We start from the raw sequence: 19,899 nt of genomic DNA on the forward strand, positions 1-19,899 counted from the left end.
TCATTTCAATATAATGAGTGTCTATGAACAGAGAAATACAACAGCGTTTACAGTGGATTAAGCTATACGAAGAGACCAGTGATGCGGGCTTGGTCTGTCGTCGTTGTGGCATATCCAGACCTACGTTAAGAAAATGGTGGCAGCGTTATCAGAAAGACGGTGTAAATGGTCTGGTCAGCCAAAGCTGACGTCCTAAGAGTTCACCTTCAACCAAGGTTGGTGAGACTGAAGAGCAGTTAATTTTATCTTTGCGATGCTCTCGAAACCTTGGAGCTAGGTGTATTCCAAGTGAACTTGGCCGCCTACATGGGCTCTCTCTTGGAATTGCTACTATTCATAAGATCTTGACGCGGAATGAGGTAAAGCATGTTGTTACCTATCGTAGGAAACCAGATTATATCAGGTATGTTCGCCCAGTTTCTGGCGATAGAATACAAGTGGATACCTGCAAGATAGTGCCGAATCTCTATCAATACACCTCGATTGACGATTGCACCCGCTATAGGGTTTTAAGGCTGTATAGCCGCAGAACTGCTGCTAACACACTGGATTTCATTGATTGTGTTATTGATGAAATGCCATTTCCAATTCAGCGTATTCAAACAGATCGTGGCCGCGAGTTCTTTGCCTTTAAAGTCCAAGAGAAATTGAAGACCCATGGAATCAAATTCAGACCAAATAAACCTGCTTCACCTTACCTAAATGGCAAAGTAGAGCGCTTGCAGAAAACGGATAAAACTGAGTTTTATGCAACGGTAGACTTAGCATCAGACGATTTAAATAACCTGCTTGCTGAGTGGCAGCATTACTACAACTGGGAGAGGCCTCATAGCGCACACCATGGGAAAACACCCATGGAGCGATACTTCGAAATGGCTGAGCAAACGCCTTATTCTGAAGAGGTTCAGGAGCTTTATGAACCAGCAAAAGAACCCCTTCAAGAGCAAAACTACAGGCTTGAATTGGAGCTGAGAAGATTGAAACGATCTCTATGAATCACACACTTTAGCGATTAACGATATAGAACAACATAGCCTATCAATTAACCCATCAACCGTACCAATATCTCGCTATAAAATAACCAATAGGAAGCAATACAATCAAGCTTTAATCAATCGTGGCTCACTTACCTTCTGGATTTATGAGGGCGCTATTGCCCAGAGGAAGGCCAATGCAGAGCAACCTAGGAAAAGTCGCCCTCGCGTGTTTAGTGACTTAGCTATTACCACTGCGCTGATGGTTAAACGTGTTTTCTCTATGCTACTGCAAGGCTTCATTAACTCGGTGTTTAAATTGGGTGGCATTCCACTAATGTGTCCACATTACACTTGCATCAGCAAACGCGCAAAAACGGTCAATATTGCTTTTAAAACCAAGACTTGCTGTATCATCGAGCACTTGGCTAGATTGACAATACACTGGCGCCAATTGAGATTCAGTACTAATCTCGGAGGTAATATCAGAAGTCTGAGTATGTGGAAAAGGAATGAGATACAATTACTGAAGCACTTGAGGTATAAAAATTACATTTTAGTCATAGCTGACAACCGACAAAACTGACAATTGTCGGTTTTGTCGGTTGTCAGTATGTAGTAGCCTGACTTATTTCATTAATTATTTACAGCGGCACTGCTGGAGAGTGGATTGAGTATATAACGCTTTGAGACTCGTCCGTTCGCGCCTGTTTCAGTTATCTCTAGGACGTGATTCATAGAAATCAAACGTTCTAAAACTACCTTGCAAGCACCTGATGTTGAGAGTTTTCCCCACCCTCTTCTTTGAATATCTCGGAGCGCGAAAGCCCCTCGAAAAACGGTAAGTTTCTTCAGCAGTAACTCAGCATCAGAGACTGCACTTTCATTAAGGAAATAGTTCTGAATTCGTACGTTGTGCGAATGTAGTAAATTAACCCAGCGTATGGACTGTTCAAGGGTTTCTTGCTCTACTATATTAGTAGGGCGAAAAACTTGGCCAGTTTTGTGGGCCGCCGCACTCTTTAGTACATGCAGCACCATGGCAATTTTTGCACATAGGCTGGATTGTTTTCCCAGTATGGCTTGCTCCAGCTCGCTGGCGCATTTTTGTTTTTGTTTTAATTCGTACGCCCATTTATTCCAGATTTCCTGGGCTGATGGCTCGAAGATTAATGTAATGGGTTGGTCTAGGATTGCTAGGTTAGCCAGATTTTCATAGAGCTCTTTGACCGCTTGGTTCAGTTTTTCATCGGGCGCTATATCGACATATTTACCGTTAAACTCCGGCATCACGCCAATCTGAAATCTTTCAAAAAATCCATCGTTCAGAAAATTTGAGTTCCGCTCACTCAATATTTTTCTCAGCATGCAGGGTTGTAGTCCTCCTAGAATGGACAAATTGGGATTATGAATTGTGTAATAACCAAATTTGACCCGATCAATCGGATATGAGCCCGATGCGTCAAAACATTGTAGCAAAAATGACCGCATTTCATCCCCCTGTGGTCGTGATAGAGCAGCAAGAAGTCGGCTAAGCTCGTCGTTAAATAACAGCAGGCCATTAGAGTTATCTGCTAGGCAACGTTGCAATGCTGCCAGGGTAGAATCTGCAACTAAAACTCGTCTTTCGCTGGGGCCCTCTGGTCGTTCCGTTGACATAGAATCAATTAGCATTTTTTTCGCAAGGTCTGCGTCATCGGTATTTAGGGCCTGTAAGACCTGCCGATCAATGGTCCTCTGGCGAAGAGTGCGAATTCGTAATTCGGCTTTAGCTTCAATTTTGGATTTATCATTCTGCTGTTTAATCACTGAATTCTGCACATGCTCAAGCAGCGACATGCCACAGTTTAGTGACGGAGATTTCATCATTGAGGGTGAACCCACTGCTATGGACCAGAGCACTGCTGGCACCCTCCAAGACGTATCAAATTGCTTAGGCTGGATGTTGATACTGTTGCCAATCAGGGAGCATGTAGTGGTGAGAACACTGATGGCGGCATATTCCACTGGTGCGTGGTCAAGACGTTTTGCGTACGACAGTACGTGGCGGCCCAGTGGTTCGGGTAGTAAATCAGCGCTGAACGGAAGTACCGGAGTAAGTTCTGTATTGAATGGTTCTGGTGTGGGCCATTTCCCAGTATGCAGAACGTCGTTGGACACAGTTACCTCGGAGCCTACAGGTGAAATTGAGGTGGATAGTTTGGCCAGCAAATTGCGTATATTGTGGAACATGGTCATTACTCCTAAGTGAGACCGCGCAGCACACCCTGTGCTCCTCGGTACAGGAATATATCCACTTTGATCGCCAAAATTCGTTTTGAACGAAAAAATTTTTGTAGGGTTTGAGCTTTTCCTGATATTTAGTACTAATCATCTTGATGAAATTTTCCAGCCTTATATTTTTTTGGCTAAAACATATATGCACTAATTTACAATATGTGAGTTAAAAGCAGCTCAGAGTGCAGTAACTCTCATGAGAAAATATGCCGTTGATAAAGAAAGTGCTATTCGCTTATCTGACTGGGTTAGACCATATGCTGACTATGCTTATAAAAAAATTGGAGGGATTGAGTCACTTAGGGTAAAAAATAATGTAATCAAGCAGGTAACTGTTCGTGAGGATTCAGATTATGGGCAAGAATTAGTTGATAGAATGATGTTACTTATAAAGGAAGAGTTACATCACTTTTATCAAGTGATTGAGCAAATGGAGCAAAAAGATATTCAATACGAATTGATTGATGCAGGTCGATACGCTAAAGGCTTGCTTAAGCATGTTAAGCCATTCGAACCTGATGCATTAGTTGATAAATTGATTATAGGGGCATTTATTGAAGCTCGATCATGTGAACGTTTTGCTAAGCTTGCTCCACATTTAGATGCAGAACTAGGGAAGTTTTATGTTTCTCTATTACGTTCAGAAGCCCGTCATTATCAGGATTATCTTGACCTCGCTGAAATGATTTCAGACAAAGATATTTGCGCAAGGGTATCATTTTTTGCAGATATTGAAGCGGAGCTTATTCTGTCACCAGACCAAGACTTCAAATTTCATAGCGGGAAGCCAATAAATTAAATTTAATTATTATTTACTTGTTAATCAGTCACTTGTTAATGTATGCACACCTATGCTTAAAGTGAGTTAAAAGCCGCTCAGACAGCGATTTTTTTGCTACGAAAATATGCGTTAGATAAAGACAGTGGTCGAACCCTGTTGGCGTGGGCGAAACCCTATGAAGAGTTTATTTATTCGCAAGAACATGATGTGGAAAGTTTTTTAGCCCGTGATGTGAAAAAGAATGAGTTGGTAACTGACCTTATACCTAAGCCCAACTTTAAGTTTGCTGCGAATTTAGTTTCACCTTTAATCCGCTTGATTAAAGAAGAGTTTCATCATTTTGAACAAGTATTGGATTTAATGCACAAGCGCAGTATTGAGTATCGTAATATTCGCGCAGGCCGTTATGCCAAAGGCATGATGAGCTATGTGACCACCCATGAGAAAGATATCCTGCGGGATAAGCTGATTGTGGGGGCGTATATTGAGGCGCGTTCGTGCGAGCGTTTTGCTAAGTTGGCGCCCTATTTAGACGGTGAGCTGAGTAAGTTTTATGTGTCACTGCTGCGCTCTGAAGCGCGACATTATCAAGATTATCTTGCGTTAGCTCAGTTGGTTTCACCTGAGGATATTAGCGAGCGAGTGAAGTACTTTGGCGAGTTAGAAGCGGAGTTGATTTTAGCGCAGGATGATGAGTTTCGTTTCCACAGTGGGTCGCCTCTATTAAATTAATTTGAACGGCTTTGCTTCCCCAAACGAGTAGAGTTAAGTCCATATAGCAGAAACGATTAACGGTTCGAAAAACCGTTAATCACAGTATTTTCAAGCTATTAAAGCTAAAAATTTAAGCTTAAGTAACGCTAAATGAGGCCTACTTAAGCCTATGCCTTTAGGTCATCGTCGGGTCGAAGGGTAAGGACTGTAAATTAATCCCTTCAGCGCTTACACTGAGCACACTGCCTTGCTCATACCAATCGCCAACCACTATACGCTTACAGCCATTGGCAAGTTGATGAATGGCCGGTCTGTGGGTATGACCGTGGATCATATGCTTAGTGTGTGTCTTGGCAAATAACACATCGACTGCATTGGGCTCTACATCCATGATAGTGTAGCTTTTTTGCTTATTGCTGTTCTTGCTCTTGCTGCGAATTTTATCAGCAATGCCCTGACGGGTTTTCTTGGATAAACAACCATACAGCCAACGAGACAGCGATAAACTGCGCAGTTTTCGAAAGCGTTGGTAGGCCTTATCTAAAGTACATAAGCTGTCGCCGTGCAAAATTACAGTGTCGACACCGTATAAATTGAGGCGAGTGACTTCGGGTAAAATTTGCATGCCTGCGGCGCGCGCAAATTGTTTGCCTAGCATGAAGTCACGGTTGCCATGGATAAAATACACGGGCAACTTTTGTGATACTTGCTTGAGTTTTTCGGCGATGTCGAGGGCAAAAGGCAAGGCAATATCATCACCAACCCAGACTTCAAACAAATCGCCTAGGATATAAAGGGCGTCGGCATCATCGAGTTCAGTGTCGAGAAAGCGAGTGAACGCCTGGGTGATATCAAGGCGATCTGCACTCAGGTGCAGATCGCCTATAAATAGAGTTCGCATTCGCCGTATTATGCCGCGACGCTGACTTTTTCAATCACAATAGCTTCTAATGGCACATCTTGATGCATACCACGGTTACGAGTGCTAACAGCTTTGATTTTTTCGATAACATCCATGCCTTCAACGATTTCGCCGAATACGCAGTAGCCCCAGCCCTGTGAGGTTTCTGATTTAAAATCGAGGAAAGTGTTATCGTTCACGTTAATGAAGAACTGCGCAGTAGCTGAATGTGGATCTGAAGTACGCGCCATAGCGACAGTACCAGTACGGTTTGATAAACCGTTATTGGCTTCGTTCTTCACTGGCTCGTTACAACGCTTTTGGCTCATGTCTTCGTTGAAGCCACCACCTTGGATCATGAAACCGTCTATCACACGGTGGAAGATAGTGCCGTCGAAGAAACCTTCGTCAACATATTTCATGAAGTTTGCTACTGTTAACGGCGCTTTTTCAGCGTTCAGCTGCAGTTTAATGTCGCCCAAATTAGTGTGTAATGTGATCATGTTTTCATACTCTGTGTAAATAGTGGCGCGATTCTAACTTATCTCGGATTGCGCGCAAAGTGCAGTATTCAAAACCTGTCAGGCCGTGATAGACTGACTCCTTGATTTTACACCTGAATGTATCATTGAAGAGAATATCGATGTTGAAGATTTACAACAGTATTACCCGCCAAAAACAGGAATTTAAGCCAATTAATCCCGGGAAAATTGGGATGTACGTGTGTGGTGTGACCATATACGATCTCTGTCATATTGGTCATGGCCGTACTTTTGTTTCCTTCGACATGATAGTGCGCTACCTGCGTTACGCGGGTTATGAAGTGAATTTTCAGCGCAATATTACTGATGTTGATGACAAAATCATCAAGCGCGCTAACGAGAATAACGAAAGCTGTGAAGCCTTAACCGAGCGTCTTATTGGTGAAATGCACCAAGACTTCGATGCCCTAAATATGTTGCGCCCCGATTTTGAACCGCGCGCGACCCTTCATATTGCTGAAATCATCGACATGGTTGAGTTATTACTCGCCCGTGGCCATGCCTATGTGGCGAGCGATGGTGATGTGCTTTTCAGCGTGGCCTCATATCCTGATTATGGCCGTTTATCGGGCCAGAATTTAGATCAACTGCAAGCCGGTGCTCGGGTTGAAGTGGACGAAACCAAGCAAAATCCAATGGATTTTGTGTTGTGGAAAATGTCGAAACCTGGTGAACCAACGTGGGAATCCCCATGGGGACCGGGTCGTCCTGGCTGGCATATCGAATGTTCGGCAATGAACAGTAAACATTTAGGTTTGCATTTTGATATCCATGGCGGCGGCTCTGACTTACAGTTCCCACATCATGAGAATGAAATCGCCCAGTCTTGCTGTGCCCATGACACACCATACGTCAACTATTGGATGCACACAGGCATGGTGATGGTTGACCGTGAAAAGATGTCTAAGTCCTTAGGCAACTTCTTCACTATTCGCGATGTACTTGGTCACTATGATGCTGAAACTGTGCGTTATTTCTTATTATCTGGTCATTATCGTAGCCAACTGAACTATTCAGAAGATAACTTGAAACAAGCTCGCTCAGCCTTAGAGCGTTTGTATACCGCGATTAAAGATGTCGACTTAACTGTCGTTGCAGCGCCTGCAGAAGAGTTTATTGCTAAGTTTAAAGCGGCGATGGATGATGACTTTAATACACCTGAAGCCTATTCCGTTCTATTTGATATGGTGCGTGAAATCAATCGTTTAAAACTGACCGATATGGCACAGGCATCGGCATTAGCGGTCACCTTGAAGCAATTAGCGGATGTGTTAGGTCTATTAAGCCAAGAGCCAGAGGCCTTCTTTCAAGGCGGCGGTAGTGACGATGAAGTGGCCGAAATCGAAGCCTTAATCGTTGAGCGTAACCGTGCTCGTACCGAAAAGGATTGGGCTGCTGCGGATGTGGCGCGTAATCGTTTAGATATTTTGGGCGTTGTGCTTGAAGATGGTCCAAGTGGCACCACTTGGCGTAAGAAATAAGCTTATTCGCTATATTTTTAATTCAAGAAAATCTTCAGTAAATAAAAACCTGCATCATGCAGGTTTTTTTATGCTTGCTAGAACCTAGAACCTAGAACCTAGAACCTAGAACCTAGAACCTAGAACCTAGAACCTAGAACCTAGAACCTAGAACCTAGTCATGATACTGCTCGGCGGCATATAAGGTGTTTTCTAATAGGCTTGCAATCGTCATCGGGCCAACACCGCCGGGGACTGGAGTGATAAAGCTGGCATTTTGCGCAGCAATGTCATATTGCACATCGCCGACTAAGGTGCCGTTATCTAAACGGTTAATTCCCACATCTATTACAATCGCGCCGGGCTTGATCCACTCGCCAGGAATAAAGCCAGGTTTACCCACAGCAACGACTACGAGATCTGCCTGACGGATTTTTTGCTCGAGATTCTTAGTGAAGCGGTGGCAAGTAGTGGTGGTGCAGCCAGCCAGCAGCAACTCTAAGGTCATTGGGCGGCCGACAATATTCGATGCGCCAACCACAACAGCATCTAAACCATAGGTATCAACGCCGGTGGATTTGATGAGTGTCATTATGCCCATTGGGGTGCAAGAGCGCAGCACCGGAATACGCTGGGCTAAACGGCCGACGTTGTACGGGTGAAATCCATCGACGTCTTTATCTGGGCGGATACGCTCGATGACTTTTGAGTCTTCGATATGTGCGGGTAATGGCAGTTGCACTAAGATGCCATCAATTGTCGGATCATCATTAAGACTATCAATCAGGTTGAGTAATTCATCTTCAGTGCAGTTTGTTTCTAAATCGTATGAACGAGAAATAAATCCAACTTCTTCACAAGCCTTACGTTTACTCCCAACATAAACTTGTGATGCCGGATCGGCTCCCACTAATATTACGGCTAAACCCGGTACGCGTTGTCCAGCCTCTTTGCGGGTGGTGACTTTTTCGCTGAGCTTAGTGCGGATGGATTGAGCAATCGCCTTGCCGTCGATTATTTGGGCTGTCATGGGTGTAGGATATCCTTTATATGGGCGATGGTGAAAACAGTAGTTAACACAGAGATTGGCAATCGTGGCTATTTTAACAGGGCACAGCTACTGTGTCATGGTTAAAGCCGTTGCCAAGTGGATAAAAAAAACCAGATTAGCCTGATAATTCAGCACCTAGAGTCGAACGATAAAAAAATCGTTGACGGGTGTAAAGTGAGGGGATAAGATGCGCTCCGTTCTCAGGCAGATGTGTTCATCTTGCACTGAAAATGTTATGTAAGACCTTCGGTGATTAGCGCGTCCGTTAGTGTATCCAGTTTTTGGATGAGAGCGGACCAGAGGGAACCCTCTGAGTTGATACCAAAAAATGTAAGATCTTCGGTGATTAGCGCAGTCCGGTAGCGCATCTGGTTTGGGACCAGAGGGTCAGAGGTTCGAATCCTCTATCACCGACCACTTTATTATCATTTGCTTCAATGAATTCAAAGATAATTTGGACTCAAATAGGCGAGTGATAGGGTTAGCATAAATGCTTTCCAAATCGGTTAGGATACAGAAAGTTCTGTAAACCATGCGCCCGTAGCTCAGTTGGATAGAGCACCCGCCTTCTAAGCGGGTGGTCGCAGGTTCGAATCCTGCCGGGCGTACCAGTTTCAGTGGTGATTGTAGCTCAGTTGGTAGAGTCCCGGATTGTGATTCCGGTTGTCGTGGGTTCGAGCCCCATCAGTCACCCCATTTTTAGTACTTTGAGTACAAATTAAAAAAAGCGACCTTGTGTCGCTTTTTTTATACCCCAGATTCGGCTGTTGAGGCTCGACTCTGCAGAAAACGGTGGCTATAATGTCGCGTCTTGATAGATATCAACTATGAGCGACCTGTGCCTAAAGCCAGTTGTGGTGGGCATTGTAGTCAAATTTAATGATCAAGAAACGAATACCTGAATAGTTGATGAATCGGCTATTACAAAGGACGTTAGACAAATTTCGAGGTAAAACAATGCAAGTTTCTGTTGAAGCAACCCAAGGCCTAGAGCGTCGCCTGACCATTTCTGTTCCTGCTGAACAAATTGAAAAGCTGGTTAAAGACAGTTTACAACGTGAAGCTAAGCGTGCTCGTATCCCAGGTTTCCGTCCTGGTAAAGTGCCTGTTACTGTTATAAACAAACGTTACGGCGCAGCGATTCGTCAAGACATCATGGGTGAAGTGATGCAACGTAACTTCATCGAAGCAATTATTGCTGAGAAGTTAAACCCAGCGGGTGCACCGACTTTTGTTCCTGGTTCTACTGATGGCGAAAAATTCGAATTTATCGCTACCTTTGAAATCTATCCAGAAGTTGAGCTGAAAGGCTTAGATGCAATCGAAGTAGAACAGCCAAAAGCTGAAGTGACTGACGCTGACGTTGACACTATGATTGAAACCTTACGTAAACAACACGCGACTTTCGCTGCTGTTGAGCGTGAAGCTGCTGATGGCGACAAAGTGAAAATGAACTTTGTTGGCTCAGTTGACGGTGAAGAATTTGAAGGCGGCAAAGCTGATGATTTCGAACTGCAATTAGGTAGCGGCCGTATGATTCCTGGTTTTGAAGCGGGTATCTTAGGTCACAAAGCGGGCGAAGAATTTGTTATCGACGTGAACTTCCCTGAAGAATATCACGCTGAAAACCTGAAAGGTAAAGCGGCTAAGTTCGCGATTACGCTGACTGAAGTGCAAGCGGCTAACCTGCCAGAAGTAAACGATGAGTTTGCTGCTTTGTTTGGTATCAGCGAAGGTGGCTTAGAAGCCCTTAAAACTGAAATCCGTAAAAACATGAACCGTGAACTTGAGCAAGCGTTAAAAGCTAACGTGAAAGAGCAAGTGATCAATGGTCTGTTAGCTAACAACGATATCACTTTGCCAAAAGCATTGATCGATGGCGAAGTTAACGTTCTGCGTCAACAAGCCATGCAACGTTTTGGCGGCCAATCGGCTAACATGCCAGAACTGCCAGCTGAATTGTTCACTGAACAAGCTGCACGTCGTGTTAAAATCGGTCTGCTATTAGGCGAAGTCATCAAGACTAACGAACTGAAAGCGGAAGATGAACGCGTACAAGGCTTGATCGCTTCTATGGCTTCAGCCTACGAAGATCCAAGTGAAGTAGTTGCTTATTACAACAGCAACAAAGAGCTGATGCAAAACATGCGCAACGTTGCTTTAGAAGAGCAAGCGGTTGAAGCACTGTTGAAATCTGCCAAAGTGACCGAAAAACAAGTCGCTTTTGAAGAATTTATGAACAAGGCTACCGGTCGCGCATAAGCTAAGCTTGACTTGATTAGCTGTTCGCCATTTATAATGGCTCGTATGAGGCTCCTCATGCGAGCCATTTTTATTTAGGGAAGTGAATAATGCATAATGCGTCAGACATACAAAGTGCTTTAGTGCCTATGGTGATCGAACAGACTGCTAAGGGTGAACGCTCATACGATATTTATTCTCGTTTGTTGAAAGAGCGGATTATCTTTTTGGTAGGTCAAGTTGAAGAACACATGGCAAACCTTATCGTGGCGCAACTATTATTCTTAGAATCAGAAAGCCCAGATAAAGATATCTTTTTATACATTAACTCCCCAGGTGGCTCTGTCACCGCAGGCATGGCGATTTATGATACCATGCAGTTTATCAAACCGAATGTTAGCACTGTCTGTATCGGCCAAGCCGCCAGTATGGGCGCTTTCTTGTTAGCTGGTGGTGAGAAGGGTAAGCGTCACTGTTTACCAAACTCTCGCGTGATGATCCATCAACCGCTGGGTGGTTTCCAAGGTCAAGCATCAGATATTGCTATTCATGCCAAAGAAATCTTAGGCATTAAAAATAAGCTTAACCTAATGCTCGCTGAACACACAGGTCAACCGCTCGAAGTGATTGAACGCGATACCGATCGTGACAACTTCATGAGTGCAACTCAAGCCGTCGAATATGGCTTAGTTGACTCTGTGATGACGAAACGCGGCTGATTTTTGCTTTTGACTGAGCTATGCTTTGTAAAAGTTAAGCAAATTTAAGACAGGCAGTAGAGCAGACTGCAAATGAGGTAATTAATGGGCGACAACAAAAATAATGGTGACAGCGGTAAATTGCTGTACTGCTCTTTTTGCGGAAAGAGCCAGCATGAAGTCAGAAAACTCATTGCTGGCCCATCAGTGTATGTATGCGACGAATGTGTTGAGTTATGTAACGACATCATTCGTGAAGAGATTAAAGAAATCTCTCCAAAGCGTGATAGCGATAAATTACCGACACCACATGAGTTGCGTGCACATTTAGACGATTATGTTATTGGCCAAGACAGAGCGAAAAAAGTGCTTTCTGTGGCAGTGTATAACCACTATAAGCGTTTAAAAAATGCATCGCCTAAAGATGGTATCGAGCTGGGCAAGAGTAATATTTTGCTTATCGGTCCAACGGGTAGCGGTAAAACCCTACTGGCTGAAACCCTTGCGCGCTCACTCAATGTGCCTTTCACTATGGCAGATGCTACTACGCTGACTGAAGCGGGTTATGTGGGTGAAGACGTTGAAAACATCATTCAAAAGTTGCTGCAAAAGTGCGACTACGATGTTGAGAAAGCGCAGCGTGGTATCGTTTATATCGATGAAATCGATAAAATTAGCCGTAAGTCAGACAATCCATCAATCACCCGTGACGTATCGGGTGAGGGTGTACAGCAAGCGCTGCTTAAGCTGATTGAAGGTACTGTTGCCGCGGTTCCACCACAAGGTGGCCGTAAGCATCCACAGCAAGAATTCTTACAAGTCGATACTTCTAAGATCCTGTTTATCTGTGGTGGTGCGTTTGCAGGGCTTGAGAAAGTGATTGAGCAACGTGCGCACGTTGGCTCGGGTATTGGTTTTGGTGCACAGGTGAAAGGCGAGAAAGAGAAAGCGACGATCTCTGAAACGTTATCACAAGTAGAACCTGGCGATTTAGTCAAATACGGTTTAATCCCTGAGTTTATTGGTCGTCTGCCAGTGGTTGCGACTCTGACTGAGCTGGATGAAGAAGCTTTAGTACAAATTCTATCTCAACCTAAAAATGCCCTAACTAAGCAATACAGTGCGTTATTTGAGATGGAAGGGGTTGAGCTTGAGTTCCGCGAAGATGCGCTTAAAGCGATTGCTCACAAAGCCATGTCTCGCAAGACTGGTGCCCGTGGCCTACGCTCCATCGTTGAAAGTATTCTGCTGGATACTATGTACGATATCCCATCCGTTGACGGTGTGGTGAAGGCCGTTGTGGATGAATCAGTAGTGAAAGGGGAATCTGCCCCAATCTTGATTTACGAGCACAATGAGGCCCAAGTGGCATCAGGCGAACAATAATTGTACTGATCGCTAATAAACTGAAAAACAAGGAGTCCAATGGACTCCTTTTTTCGTATTAGCCATTGAAACTCCATAAAGCGTCCCAATATACTCCAGTATTAATCCATTTCACCAAAACGGAATCGAACTATGACCCAAGAGCGTGAAGCGCATATCGAACTCCCCGTGCTGCCACTGCGAGATGTGGTGGTCTATCCCCATATGGTAATTCCGTTATTTGTCGGACGAGAAAAATCTATTCGATGTCTCGAAACGGCAATGGCGCAGGATAAGCAAATTATTTTAGTGGCGCAGCGTGATGCCGAGCTCGATGAACCATCAAAAGATGACATCTTCGAAGTGGGTACGGTTGCCTCTATTTTACAGTTACTTAAGCTGCCAGACGGTACAGTCAAAGTGCTGGTTGAAGGCGGTCGTCGCGCCCGTATTACCCGTTATACCCAAGAAACAGAATTTTTTGTGGCTAAGGCTGAGTATCTGGAATCAGAACCGCTGGAAGACAAAGAAGAAGAAGTGTTAGTGCGCAGTGCTATTGGTCAGTTTGAAGGTTATATCAAGCTGAACAAAAAGATCCCGCCAGAAGTCTTGACCTCTTTATCGGGTATCGATGAAGCGGCGCGTCTGGCCGATACTATGGCCGCACACATGCCACTTAAGCTTGAAGATAAGCAATCTGTGCTTGAGATGGTCAACGTCGGCGAACGTCTGGAATATCTAATGGCGATGATGGAATCGGAGATCGACCTATTGCAGGTTGAGAAACGTATCCGGACTCGCGTTAAAAAACAGATGGAAAAGAGTCAGCGTGAGTACTATCTGAACGAACAGATGAAAGCCATCCAGAAAGAACTGGGTGACTTAGATGAAGGCCATGACGAATTTGAAGCCTTAAATCGTAAGATTGAAGAGGCTAATATGCCCGCTGAGGCGAAAGAGAAAGCCCTCGCCGAGCTTAACAAGTTACGCATGATGTCACCAATGTCGGCTGAAGCGACGGTGGTTCGCAGTTATGTCGATTGGATGACAGCGGTGCCTTGGAGCCAACGCTCTAAAATCAAACGTGATTTAGCCAAAGCCCAAGAAGTACTCGACACCGATCATTTTGGCCTTGAAAAAGTCAAAGAACGTATCTTGGAATATTTGGCAGTCCAAAGCCGAGTGCGTCAGCTTAAAGGGCCAATCCTGTGTTTAGTGGGGCCACCAGGTGTGGGTAAAACCTCGCTAGGTCAATCGATCGCTAAGGCGACCGGTCGTAAGTATGTGCGTGTTGCCCTCGGTGGCGTGCGTGATGAAGCGGAAATCCGTGGTCATCGCCGTACTTACATTGGGTCTATGCCAGGTAAAGTCATTCAAAAGATGGCTAAAGTCGGCGTGAAAAACCCGTTATTCTTGCTTGATGAAATCGACAAGATGAGTTCTGATATGCGCGGCGATCCGGCTTCTGCTTTATTAGAAGTGTTAGATCCTGAGCAAAATGCGACCTTTAACGATCATTACCTCGAAGTCGATTACGACCTATCCGATGTGATGTTTGTTGCAACGTCAAACTCTATGGATATTCCTGGGCCACTACTTGACCGTATGGAAGTCATTCGTTTATCGGGTTACACCGAAGACGAGAAGCTGAATATTGCTAAGCAACATTTGCTGAATAAGCAAATCGAGCGCAATGGTTTAAAAGCCACTGAAATTAAAGTAGATGATAGTGCTATCGTTGGCATTATCCGTTATTACACCCGTGAAGCGGGTGTGCGTTCACTCGAGCGTGAATTGTCTAAGATTTGCCGTAAAGTCGTGAAAATGATTTTGCTCGACAAGTCGGTAAAGTCTGTGACTGTCAACCAAGAGAATCTTAAGTCTTTCCTTGGCGTGCAGCGCTTTGATTACGGCAAAGCCGAGTCTAAGAACCAAATCGGTCAAGTGACTGGCTTAGCTTGGACTCAGGTGGGCGGTGACTTACTGACGATTGAAGCAACCTCAGTGCCAGGTAAAGGGAAGTTAACCTATACCGGTTCCCTTGGCGACGTGATGCAAGAGTCGATTCAAGCAGCGATGACAGTTGTTCGCGCCCGTGCGGAACAATTAGGTATCAATGCGGATTTCTACGAGAAGCGTGATATCCACGTGCATGTGCCAGAAGGTGCGACACCCAAAGATGGTCCATCTGCCGGTGCGGCTATGTGTACCGCGTTAGTATCAAGCTTAACGGGTAACCCCGTGCGTGCTGATGTGGCCATGACAGGTGAAATAACCTTACGTGGTGAAGTGTTACCTATCGGTGGTTTGAAAGAAAAACTGCTAGCAGCACACCGCGGCGGCATAAAATTGGTGCTTATTCCAAAAGAAAACGAGCGTGATTTGGAAGAAATTCCTGCCAATGTGATTGCCGATTTAGAAATTCGTCCCGTGCGTTGGGTCGATGAAGTGTTAAAACTGGCACTAGAAAGGCCGGTGGAAGGCTTCGAAGTGGTTAAAAACTTGGCATAACGCAAGAAATTGCGCTATCACGTTAAAAAAAATGAAAAAAGGGGCTTAACAAAGCGCAGACCTGTGGTAGCCTAGGTCTGTGGAGAGCCAGCTGCTCCAAGCCCTTGGCGCAACTGGCTTTGAGCTGTATCCAGTTTTAATTCTTTGGTTTTCGAACTCAGCTTGAACTTTGAATTCAAGCTTGTTATAAAAGCCTCCGCAGACCGCTCTAGAGACGGATTTGGTTGCGGCGCAAAAAAATTACATTCAAGGGGATGACATGAACAAATCTGAACTAATCGAGAAAATCGCATCTGGTGCTGACATTTCTAAAGCCGCTGCTGGCCGAGCACTGGATTCTTTTATCGCTGCTGTGACCGAAGGTCTGAAAGAAGGTGATAAAATTTCTCTTGTTGGTTTTGGTACTTTTGAAGTGCGTGAACGCGCTGAGCGTACTGGTCGCAACCCACAAACGGGTGAAGAAATCAAAATCGCAGCAGCTAAAATTCCTGCATTCAAAGCTGGTAAAGCACTGAAAGACGCTGTTAATTAATCATTAATATCGTAGCCTTTGTAAGGCGTTCGTAATGACAAGCACTGTTTATCAGTGCTTTTTACGAATTGAAAGTAATGGAATATGAAGCTTAATTTCTACCATTACTCGGGGTTTTAGAATTTACCAGTGGTAGCGTCTGAATATTCCCCATAAATTACAGAAAGGCGCATCTCAACCTGATGCGCCTTTTTATTTTGTTAATCGCAACAAGCGAGAAATCTGATGTTAGAAAAGATCCGCGATGGTTCGCAAGGCGTGATTGCTAAAGGCATTCTCGTACTTGTGATTTTATCTTTTGCATTTGCAGGAGTCAGTAGTTACTTAGGTTCAACAACTGATGTGCCTGCGGCAGAAGTGAACGGTGACAAGATCACTAAAGCCGAGCTAGAGCAGGCGTACCAGAGCGAGCGCTCTCGCATGGAGCAACAGCTAGGTGAAATGTTTGCTGCGTTATCTGCTGACGAAAAATACTTACAAAGCATTAAGCAGAGCGTATTAGAACGCTTAGTGGCTGACAAGTTGATAGATCAAGCTGCTAAGGCTATGGGTCTACGTGTATCTGACGAGCAAATTGTTGCTGCAATGAGAGCTGAACCGGCATTTCAAACAGATGGCAAATTTGATAACGATCGTTATCAGGCGATTCTGCGTCAGTTAGGTTATCAGCCACAGACTTTCAGAGACATGATGCGTGTCGATATGACCCGTCGTCAGTTAACTGCAGCCCTTGTGGGTACTGAATTCGTGTTACCTGGCGAAGCTAAGCAATTGGCTGAGTTACAAGGCCAAACCCGTGATGTGCGCTATGTTATTGTCGATTCTGCACCATTCTTAGCGACAGCGGTTGTGACTGACGAGCAAGTGAAAAACTATTACGACGCAAACCAAGGGCAGTTTATGAGTCCTGAGATGGTGAGCTTAGAATATGTTGAACTGAATGCTGCTGATTTTGCTAAAAATAATCCAGTTTCTGATGAAGAAGCACAAACGTATTACGAAGAACATAAAGCACAATATGTTTCTAACGAGAAGCGTCTTGCCGCGCATATTTTGGTTATGCCAGGTAATGATGAAGCTGCAGCAAAAGCAAAGGCTGAAGATCTCGCTAAGCAATTAGATAGCGGTGCCGATTTTGCTGATCTGGCTAAAGCTAACTCTGATGATACTTTGAGTGCAGAGCAGGGCGGTAAACTGGATTGGTTTGAACCTGGTGTTATGGACCCCGCATTTGATGCCGCTTTATTTGCATTAAATAAAGGCCAACATTCTGCGGTGGTTAAAACAGACTTTGGTTTCCACATTATCAAGCTATTAGATGTGCAATCTGGCGCGACTGTACCGTTTGCTGATGTGAAAGCTAAGATAGTGGCTCAATTGCAAGATAAGAAAGCGGTTGACCAGTTCTATAGCTTACAAAGTAAATTAGCGGATACCAGCTATGAAGTGCCAGATACACTATCTGAGACCGCAAAAGCTGTTGGCGTTGATGTTAAGACTACAGCACTGTTTTCTCGCGATAACGCACCTGCTGAGCTAAACAAGCCTGACTTAGTTAAAGCAGCGTTCTCTGAAACTGTGATGCTGAAAGGTTTAAACAGTGAAGTGATTGAGCTTGAACCTAACCATGTGGTTGTTATCCGAGTGAAAGAACATCACGATGCGGGTACTTTGGCCTTAGCTGAAGTGAAAGCCAACATCACTGAGCGCTTGAAGCAAGATCAAGCAAACGAAGCCGCCCGTGCAAAAGCACAGGAACTGATGGCACAAGTTAAAGCGGGTGCAACTGATCTTGGTTTAGTGTCTAAAGCGAAACTAGGCCGTGGCGCGCAAGACGTTGATGCTGCGATTGTAGGCAAAGCGTTCCAAATGCCAACACCAAGTACAACTCCTGTTGTTGATACCGTTGGTTTAGCAAACGGTTATGCTGTGGTTGCACTGGATAAAGTCAACGCTGCAGAAGGTGTGAGTGATGAGCTAGTTAATGCACTTAAACAACGTCTGAACGCACAATACAGTGAAGCAGACTACCGTGGCTTGATCGATTCGCTTAAAGCCAATGCCAAGGTGCTTTACCCTGTAGAAGAATAATTTCAGTGAGGATAGTGAGTTATTAAATTTACTATCCGACTGATTAAATAGAAATGGCCAAGTGAGTTCACTTGGCCTTTTTGTTTTTTAATTCGATAAAGTTTACCAATGAAGTTCGAAGGATATCCACTATCGCAACACTGTCAGACTCCATATTCCATTACTTCAATCGCCACGTTACTGAATTGAATGGTTAATCATCAACGCCAATCATTACGCTGCTGGCTTTGATGAGGGCATAAGCCGAATCACCCACTTTGAGCCCTAGGCGCTCACAGGAAGCTTTAGTCACCACAGAGGTCAGTACGACACCGGGTGCAAGTTCTATTGTCACTTCATTGTTTACAGCGCCCATTTCTATGGATTTGATTGTACCGCTGAGGGTGTTTCTTGCGCTAATTTTCATTGATTTTCCTTATTGAGGGATTATTAGGGGTCAACTGCAGCTAGTGTAGCGCATCTTAATCTGGGAGTTATAAATAAAAACGCCACTAAAAAGTGGCGTTTAACGTTTGTGATAAGCAGTGATTCGCTATCGAGTCGATTAGAGTTCGATAACGTCAAATTCAACGTATGGGTTAACGTCGGCATCGTAATCAATGCCTTCGATACCAAAACCAAATAACTTAATAAATTCAGCTTTGTATTCACGGTAATCAGTCAATTCTGATAAGTTTTCTGTGGTCACTTGTGGCCACAAATTACGGCAGTGTTGCTGAATATCTTCACGCAGTTCCCAGTCATCTAAACGTAAGCGATTATCACTGTCGGTCTCAGGTTTTGAACCATCGGCACGGAATAGGCGCTCACTGAATAAGCGATAGATTTGCTCCATACAACCTTCATGGAGACCTTCCTGACGCATTTTCTTGAATACCATAGCGATATATAAAGGCATGACAGGAATGGCCGAACTCGCTTGAGTCACAACGCTCTTTAGCACTGCAACATTTGCGCTGCCGCCAGTGGCTGACAGTTGTTCATTTAAGGCTTTTGCTGCGCGGTCCAGATCCATCTTGGCCTTGCCAAGGGCGCCGTGCCAGTAAATTGGCCACGTCAGTTCTGTACCTATATAGCTATAGGCTACGGTTTTGCAGTTATCGGCTAATACACCGGCTTCAGATAAGGCTTTGATCCATAGTTCCCAATCTTCGCCGCCCATAACAGTGACAGTATCGGCAATTTCTTGCTCAGTTGCTGGCTCAACGGTGGCTTCAATGATGCAGTCTTTATTGGTATCAACGGCAGTCGCTGTGTAAGTTTCGCCAATGGGTTTTAAAGCTGATCGGATAAGCTCACCTGAATCAGGGAGTTTGCGCACTGGTGATGCCAGTGAGTAAACAACCATGTCAATTTCACCAAGATCTTGCTTGATAAGCTCGATGACTTTTTGTTTAGCTTCATGGCTAAAGGCATCGCCGTTAATGCTTTTAGAATATAAACCTTCCGCTTTAGCAAATTTGTCGAAAGCGGCAGAGTTGTACCAACCTGCAGTACCTGGTTTCGCTTCAGTACCTGGCTTTTCGAAGAACACGCCAATCGTTGCGGCATCGCTACCAAAAGCGGCTGCGATACGTGAAGACAGACCATAACCACTTGATGAACCGACCACTAATACCTTTTTCGGGCCGTTAGCAATCTTGCCTTTTGCTTTAGTTAAGGTGATTTGTTCTTGAACGTTTACTTCACAACCGACGGGGTGTGTAGTGGTACAAATGAATCCACGAATTTTTGGTTTGATAATCATATTTAAGCTTCTTC

13 protein-coding genes, 3 tRNA genes and 4 pseudogenes are annotated in these 19,899 nt (G+C 44.5%); 14 read left to right on the forward strand and 6 right to left on the reverse strand.

What is annotated here, in order from left to right; translation table 11 throughout:
- The first annotated feature begins 23 nt into the window (after positions 1-23).
- Positions 24-995, forward strand: a pseudogene (locus L5M38_RS05505) (IS481 family transposase).
- 46 nt (positions 996-1,041) lie between these two features.
- Positions 1,042-1,404, forward strand: a pseudogene (locus L5M38_RS05510) (transposase); the annotation flags it as partial.
- Positions 1,405-1,610: 206 nt separating this feature from the next.
- Here the strand turns inward: L5M38_RS05510 and L5M38_RS05515 are convergent.
- Entirely contained in the window at positions 1,611-3,206 is a 1,596-nt protein-coding gene (locus tag L5M38_RS05515) for a YfjI family protein (RefSeq protein WP_263178532.1), read from the reverse strand.
- Positions 3,207-3,408: 202 nt separating this feature from the next.
- Here L5M38_RS05515 and miaE (L5M38_RS05520) point away from each other — a divergent pair.
- Together miaE (L5M38_RS05520) and miaE (L5M38_RS05525) are read left to right on the forward strand one after the other, a co-directional pair.
- Positions 3,409-4,050, forward strand: a pseudogene (gene miaE / locus L5M38_RS05520) (tRNA isopentenyl-2-thiomethyl-A-37 hydroxylase MiaE); the annotation flags it as partial.
- Positions 4,051-4,113: 63 nt separating this feature from the next.
- Positions 4,114-4,764: pseudogene (miaE, locus tag L5M38_RS05525) on the forward strand (tRNA isopentenyl-2-thiomethyl-A-37 hydroxylase MiaE); the annotation flags it as partial.
- 157 nt (positions 4,765-4,921) lie between these two features.
- Here miaE (L5M38_RS05525) and L5M38_RS05530 read toward each other — a convergent pair.
- Together L5M38_RS05530 and L5M38_RS05535 are read right to left on the reverse strand one after the other, a co-directional pair.
- Positions 4,922-5,647, reverse strand: a complete 726-nt coding sequence (locus L5M38_RS05530) for a UDP-2,3-diacylglucosamine diphosphatase (RefSeq protein ID WP_198572191.1) — start codon at positions 5,645-5,647, stop codon at positions 4,922-4,924.
- An 8-nt stretch (positions 5,648-5,655) separates the two neighbouring features.
- Positions 5,656-6,150 (reverse strand): peptidylprolyl isomerase, encoded by a 495-nt coding sequence (locus tag L5M38_RS05535; RefSeq protein WP_263178533.1) that lies wholly within the window; start codon positions 6,148-6,150, stop codon positions 5,656-5,658.
- 140 nt (positions 6,151-6,290) lie between these two features.
- On the opposite strand from L5M38_RS05535, the gene cysS reads away from it, so the two are divergent.
- Positions 6,291-7,670, forward strand: a complete 1,380-nt coding sequence (cysS, locus tag L5M38_RS05540; protein ID WP_105252936.1) for a cysteine--tRNA ligase — start codon at positions 6,291-6,293, stop codon at positions 7,668-7,670.
- Between the two features lie 154 nt (positions 7,671-7,824).
- Here cysS and folD read toward each other — a convergent pair whose 3' ends face one another.
- Entirely contained in the window at positions 7,825-8,679 is an 855-nt protein-coding gene (gene folD / locus L5M38_RS05545; RefSeq protein WP_263178534.1) for a bifunctional methylenetetrahydrofolate dehydrogenase/methenyltetrahydrofolate cyclohydrolase FolD, read from the reverse strand.
- A gap of 361 nt (positions 8,680-9,040) precedes the next feature.
- Between folD and L5M38_RS05550 the strand changes: the two genes are divergently transcribed.
- The 9 genes from L5M38_RS05550 (at position 9,041) to L5M38_RS05590 (ending at position 18,138) form a co-directional block, all read left to right on the forward strand.
- Positions 9,041-9,117, forward strand: a tRNA-Pro gene (locus tag L5M38_RS05550).
- A gap of 117 nt (positions 9,118-9,234) precedes the next feature.
- A tRNA-Arg gene (locus L5M38_RS05555) sits at positions 9,235-9,311 on the forward strand.
- 9 nt (positions 9,312-9,320) lie between these two features.
- Positions 9,321-9,396 (forward strand) — tRNA-His (locus L5M38_RS05560).
- A gap of 261 nt (positions 9,397-9,657) precedes the next feature.
- The gene (tig, locus tag L5M38_RS05565; protein ID WP_028760469.1) at positions 9,658-10,962 is read left to right on the forward strand and encodes a trigger factor; all 1,305 of its coding nucleotides are present in this window, start codon (positions 9,658-9,660) and stop codon (positions 10,960-10,962) included.
- Positions 10,963-11,051: 89 nt separating this feature from the next.
- Complete coding sequence (clpP, locus tag L5M38_RS05570) at positions 11,052-11,660, forward strand: ATP-dependent Clp endopeptidase proteolytic subunit ClpP (RefSeq protein ID WP_063883148.1); 609 nt, start codon at positions 11,052-11,054, stop codon at positions 11,658-11,660.
- A gap of 84 nt (positions 11,661-11,744) precedes the next feature.
- Positions 11,745-13,025, forward strand: a complete 1,281-nt coding sequence (clpX, locus tag L5M38_RS05575) for an ATP-dependent protease ATP-binding subunit ClpX (protein ID WP_028760467.1) — start codon at positions 11,745-11,747, stop codon at positions 13,023-13,025.
- 132 nt (positions 13,026-13,157) lie between these two features.
- A complete protein-coding gene (gene lon, locus L5M38_RS05580) occupies positions 13,158-15,515 on the forward strand; it encodes an endopeptidase La (protein WP_105252934.1) in 2,358 nt (785 codons plus the stop codon).
- A gap of 259 nt (positions 15,516-15,774) precedes the next feature.
- Positions 15,775-16,047, forward strand: coding sequence for a nucleoid-associated protein HU-beta (hupB, locus tag L5M38_RS05585; protein WP_006081127.1), 273 nt, complete (start codon positions 15,775-15,777; stop codon positions 16,045-16,047).
- Positions 16,048-16,272: 225 nt separating this feature from the next.
- A complete protein-coding gene (locus L5M38_RS05590) occupies positions 16,273-18,138 on the forward strand; it encodes a SurA N-terminal domain-containing protein (protein ID WP_028760465.1) in 1,866 nt (621 codons plus the stop codon).
- A 193-nt stretch (positions 18,139-18,331) separates the two neighbouring features.
- Here the strand turns inward: L5M38_RS05590 and L5M38_RS05595 are convergent, their stop codons facing one another.
- Positions 18,332-18,544: a molybdopterin-binding protein gene (locus L5M38_RS05595; protein ID WP_006085368.1), complete on the reverse strand. Its 213-nt coding sequence runs from the start codon at positions 18,542-18,544 to the stop codon at positions 18,332-18,334.
- Positions 18,545-18,682: 138 nt separating this feature from the next.
- Positions 18,683-19,885, reverse strand: a complete 1,203-nt coding sequence (gene fabV, locus L5M38_RS05600) for an enoyl-ACP reductase FabV (protein ID WP_263178535.1) — start codon at positions 19,883-19,885, stop codon at positions 18,683-18,685.
- Positions 19,886-19,899: the final 14 nt, after the last annotated feature.

Origin of the sequence: Shewanella sp. SM101 (genome assembly GCF_025654465.1) — a bacterium.
GTDB classification, from domain to species: domain Bacteria; phylum Pseudomonadota; class Gammaproteobacteria; order Enterobacterales; family Shewanellaceae; genus Shewanella; species Shewanella oncorhynchi.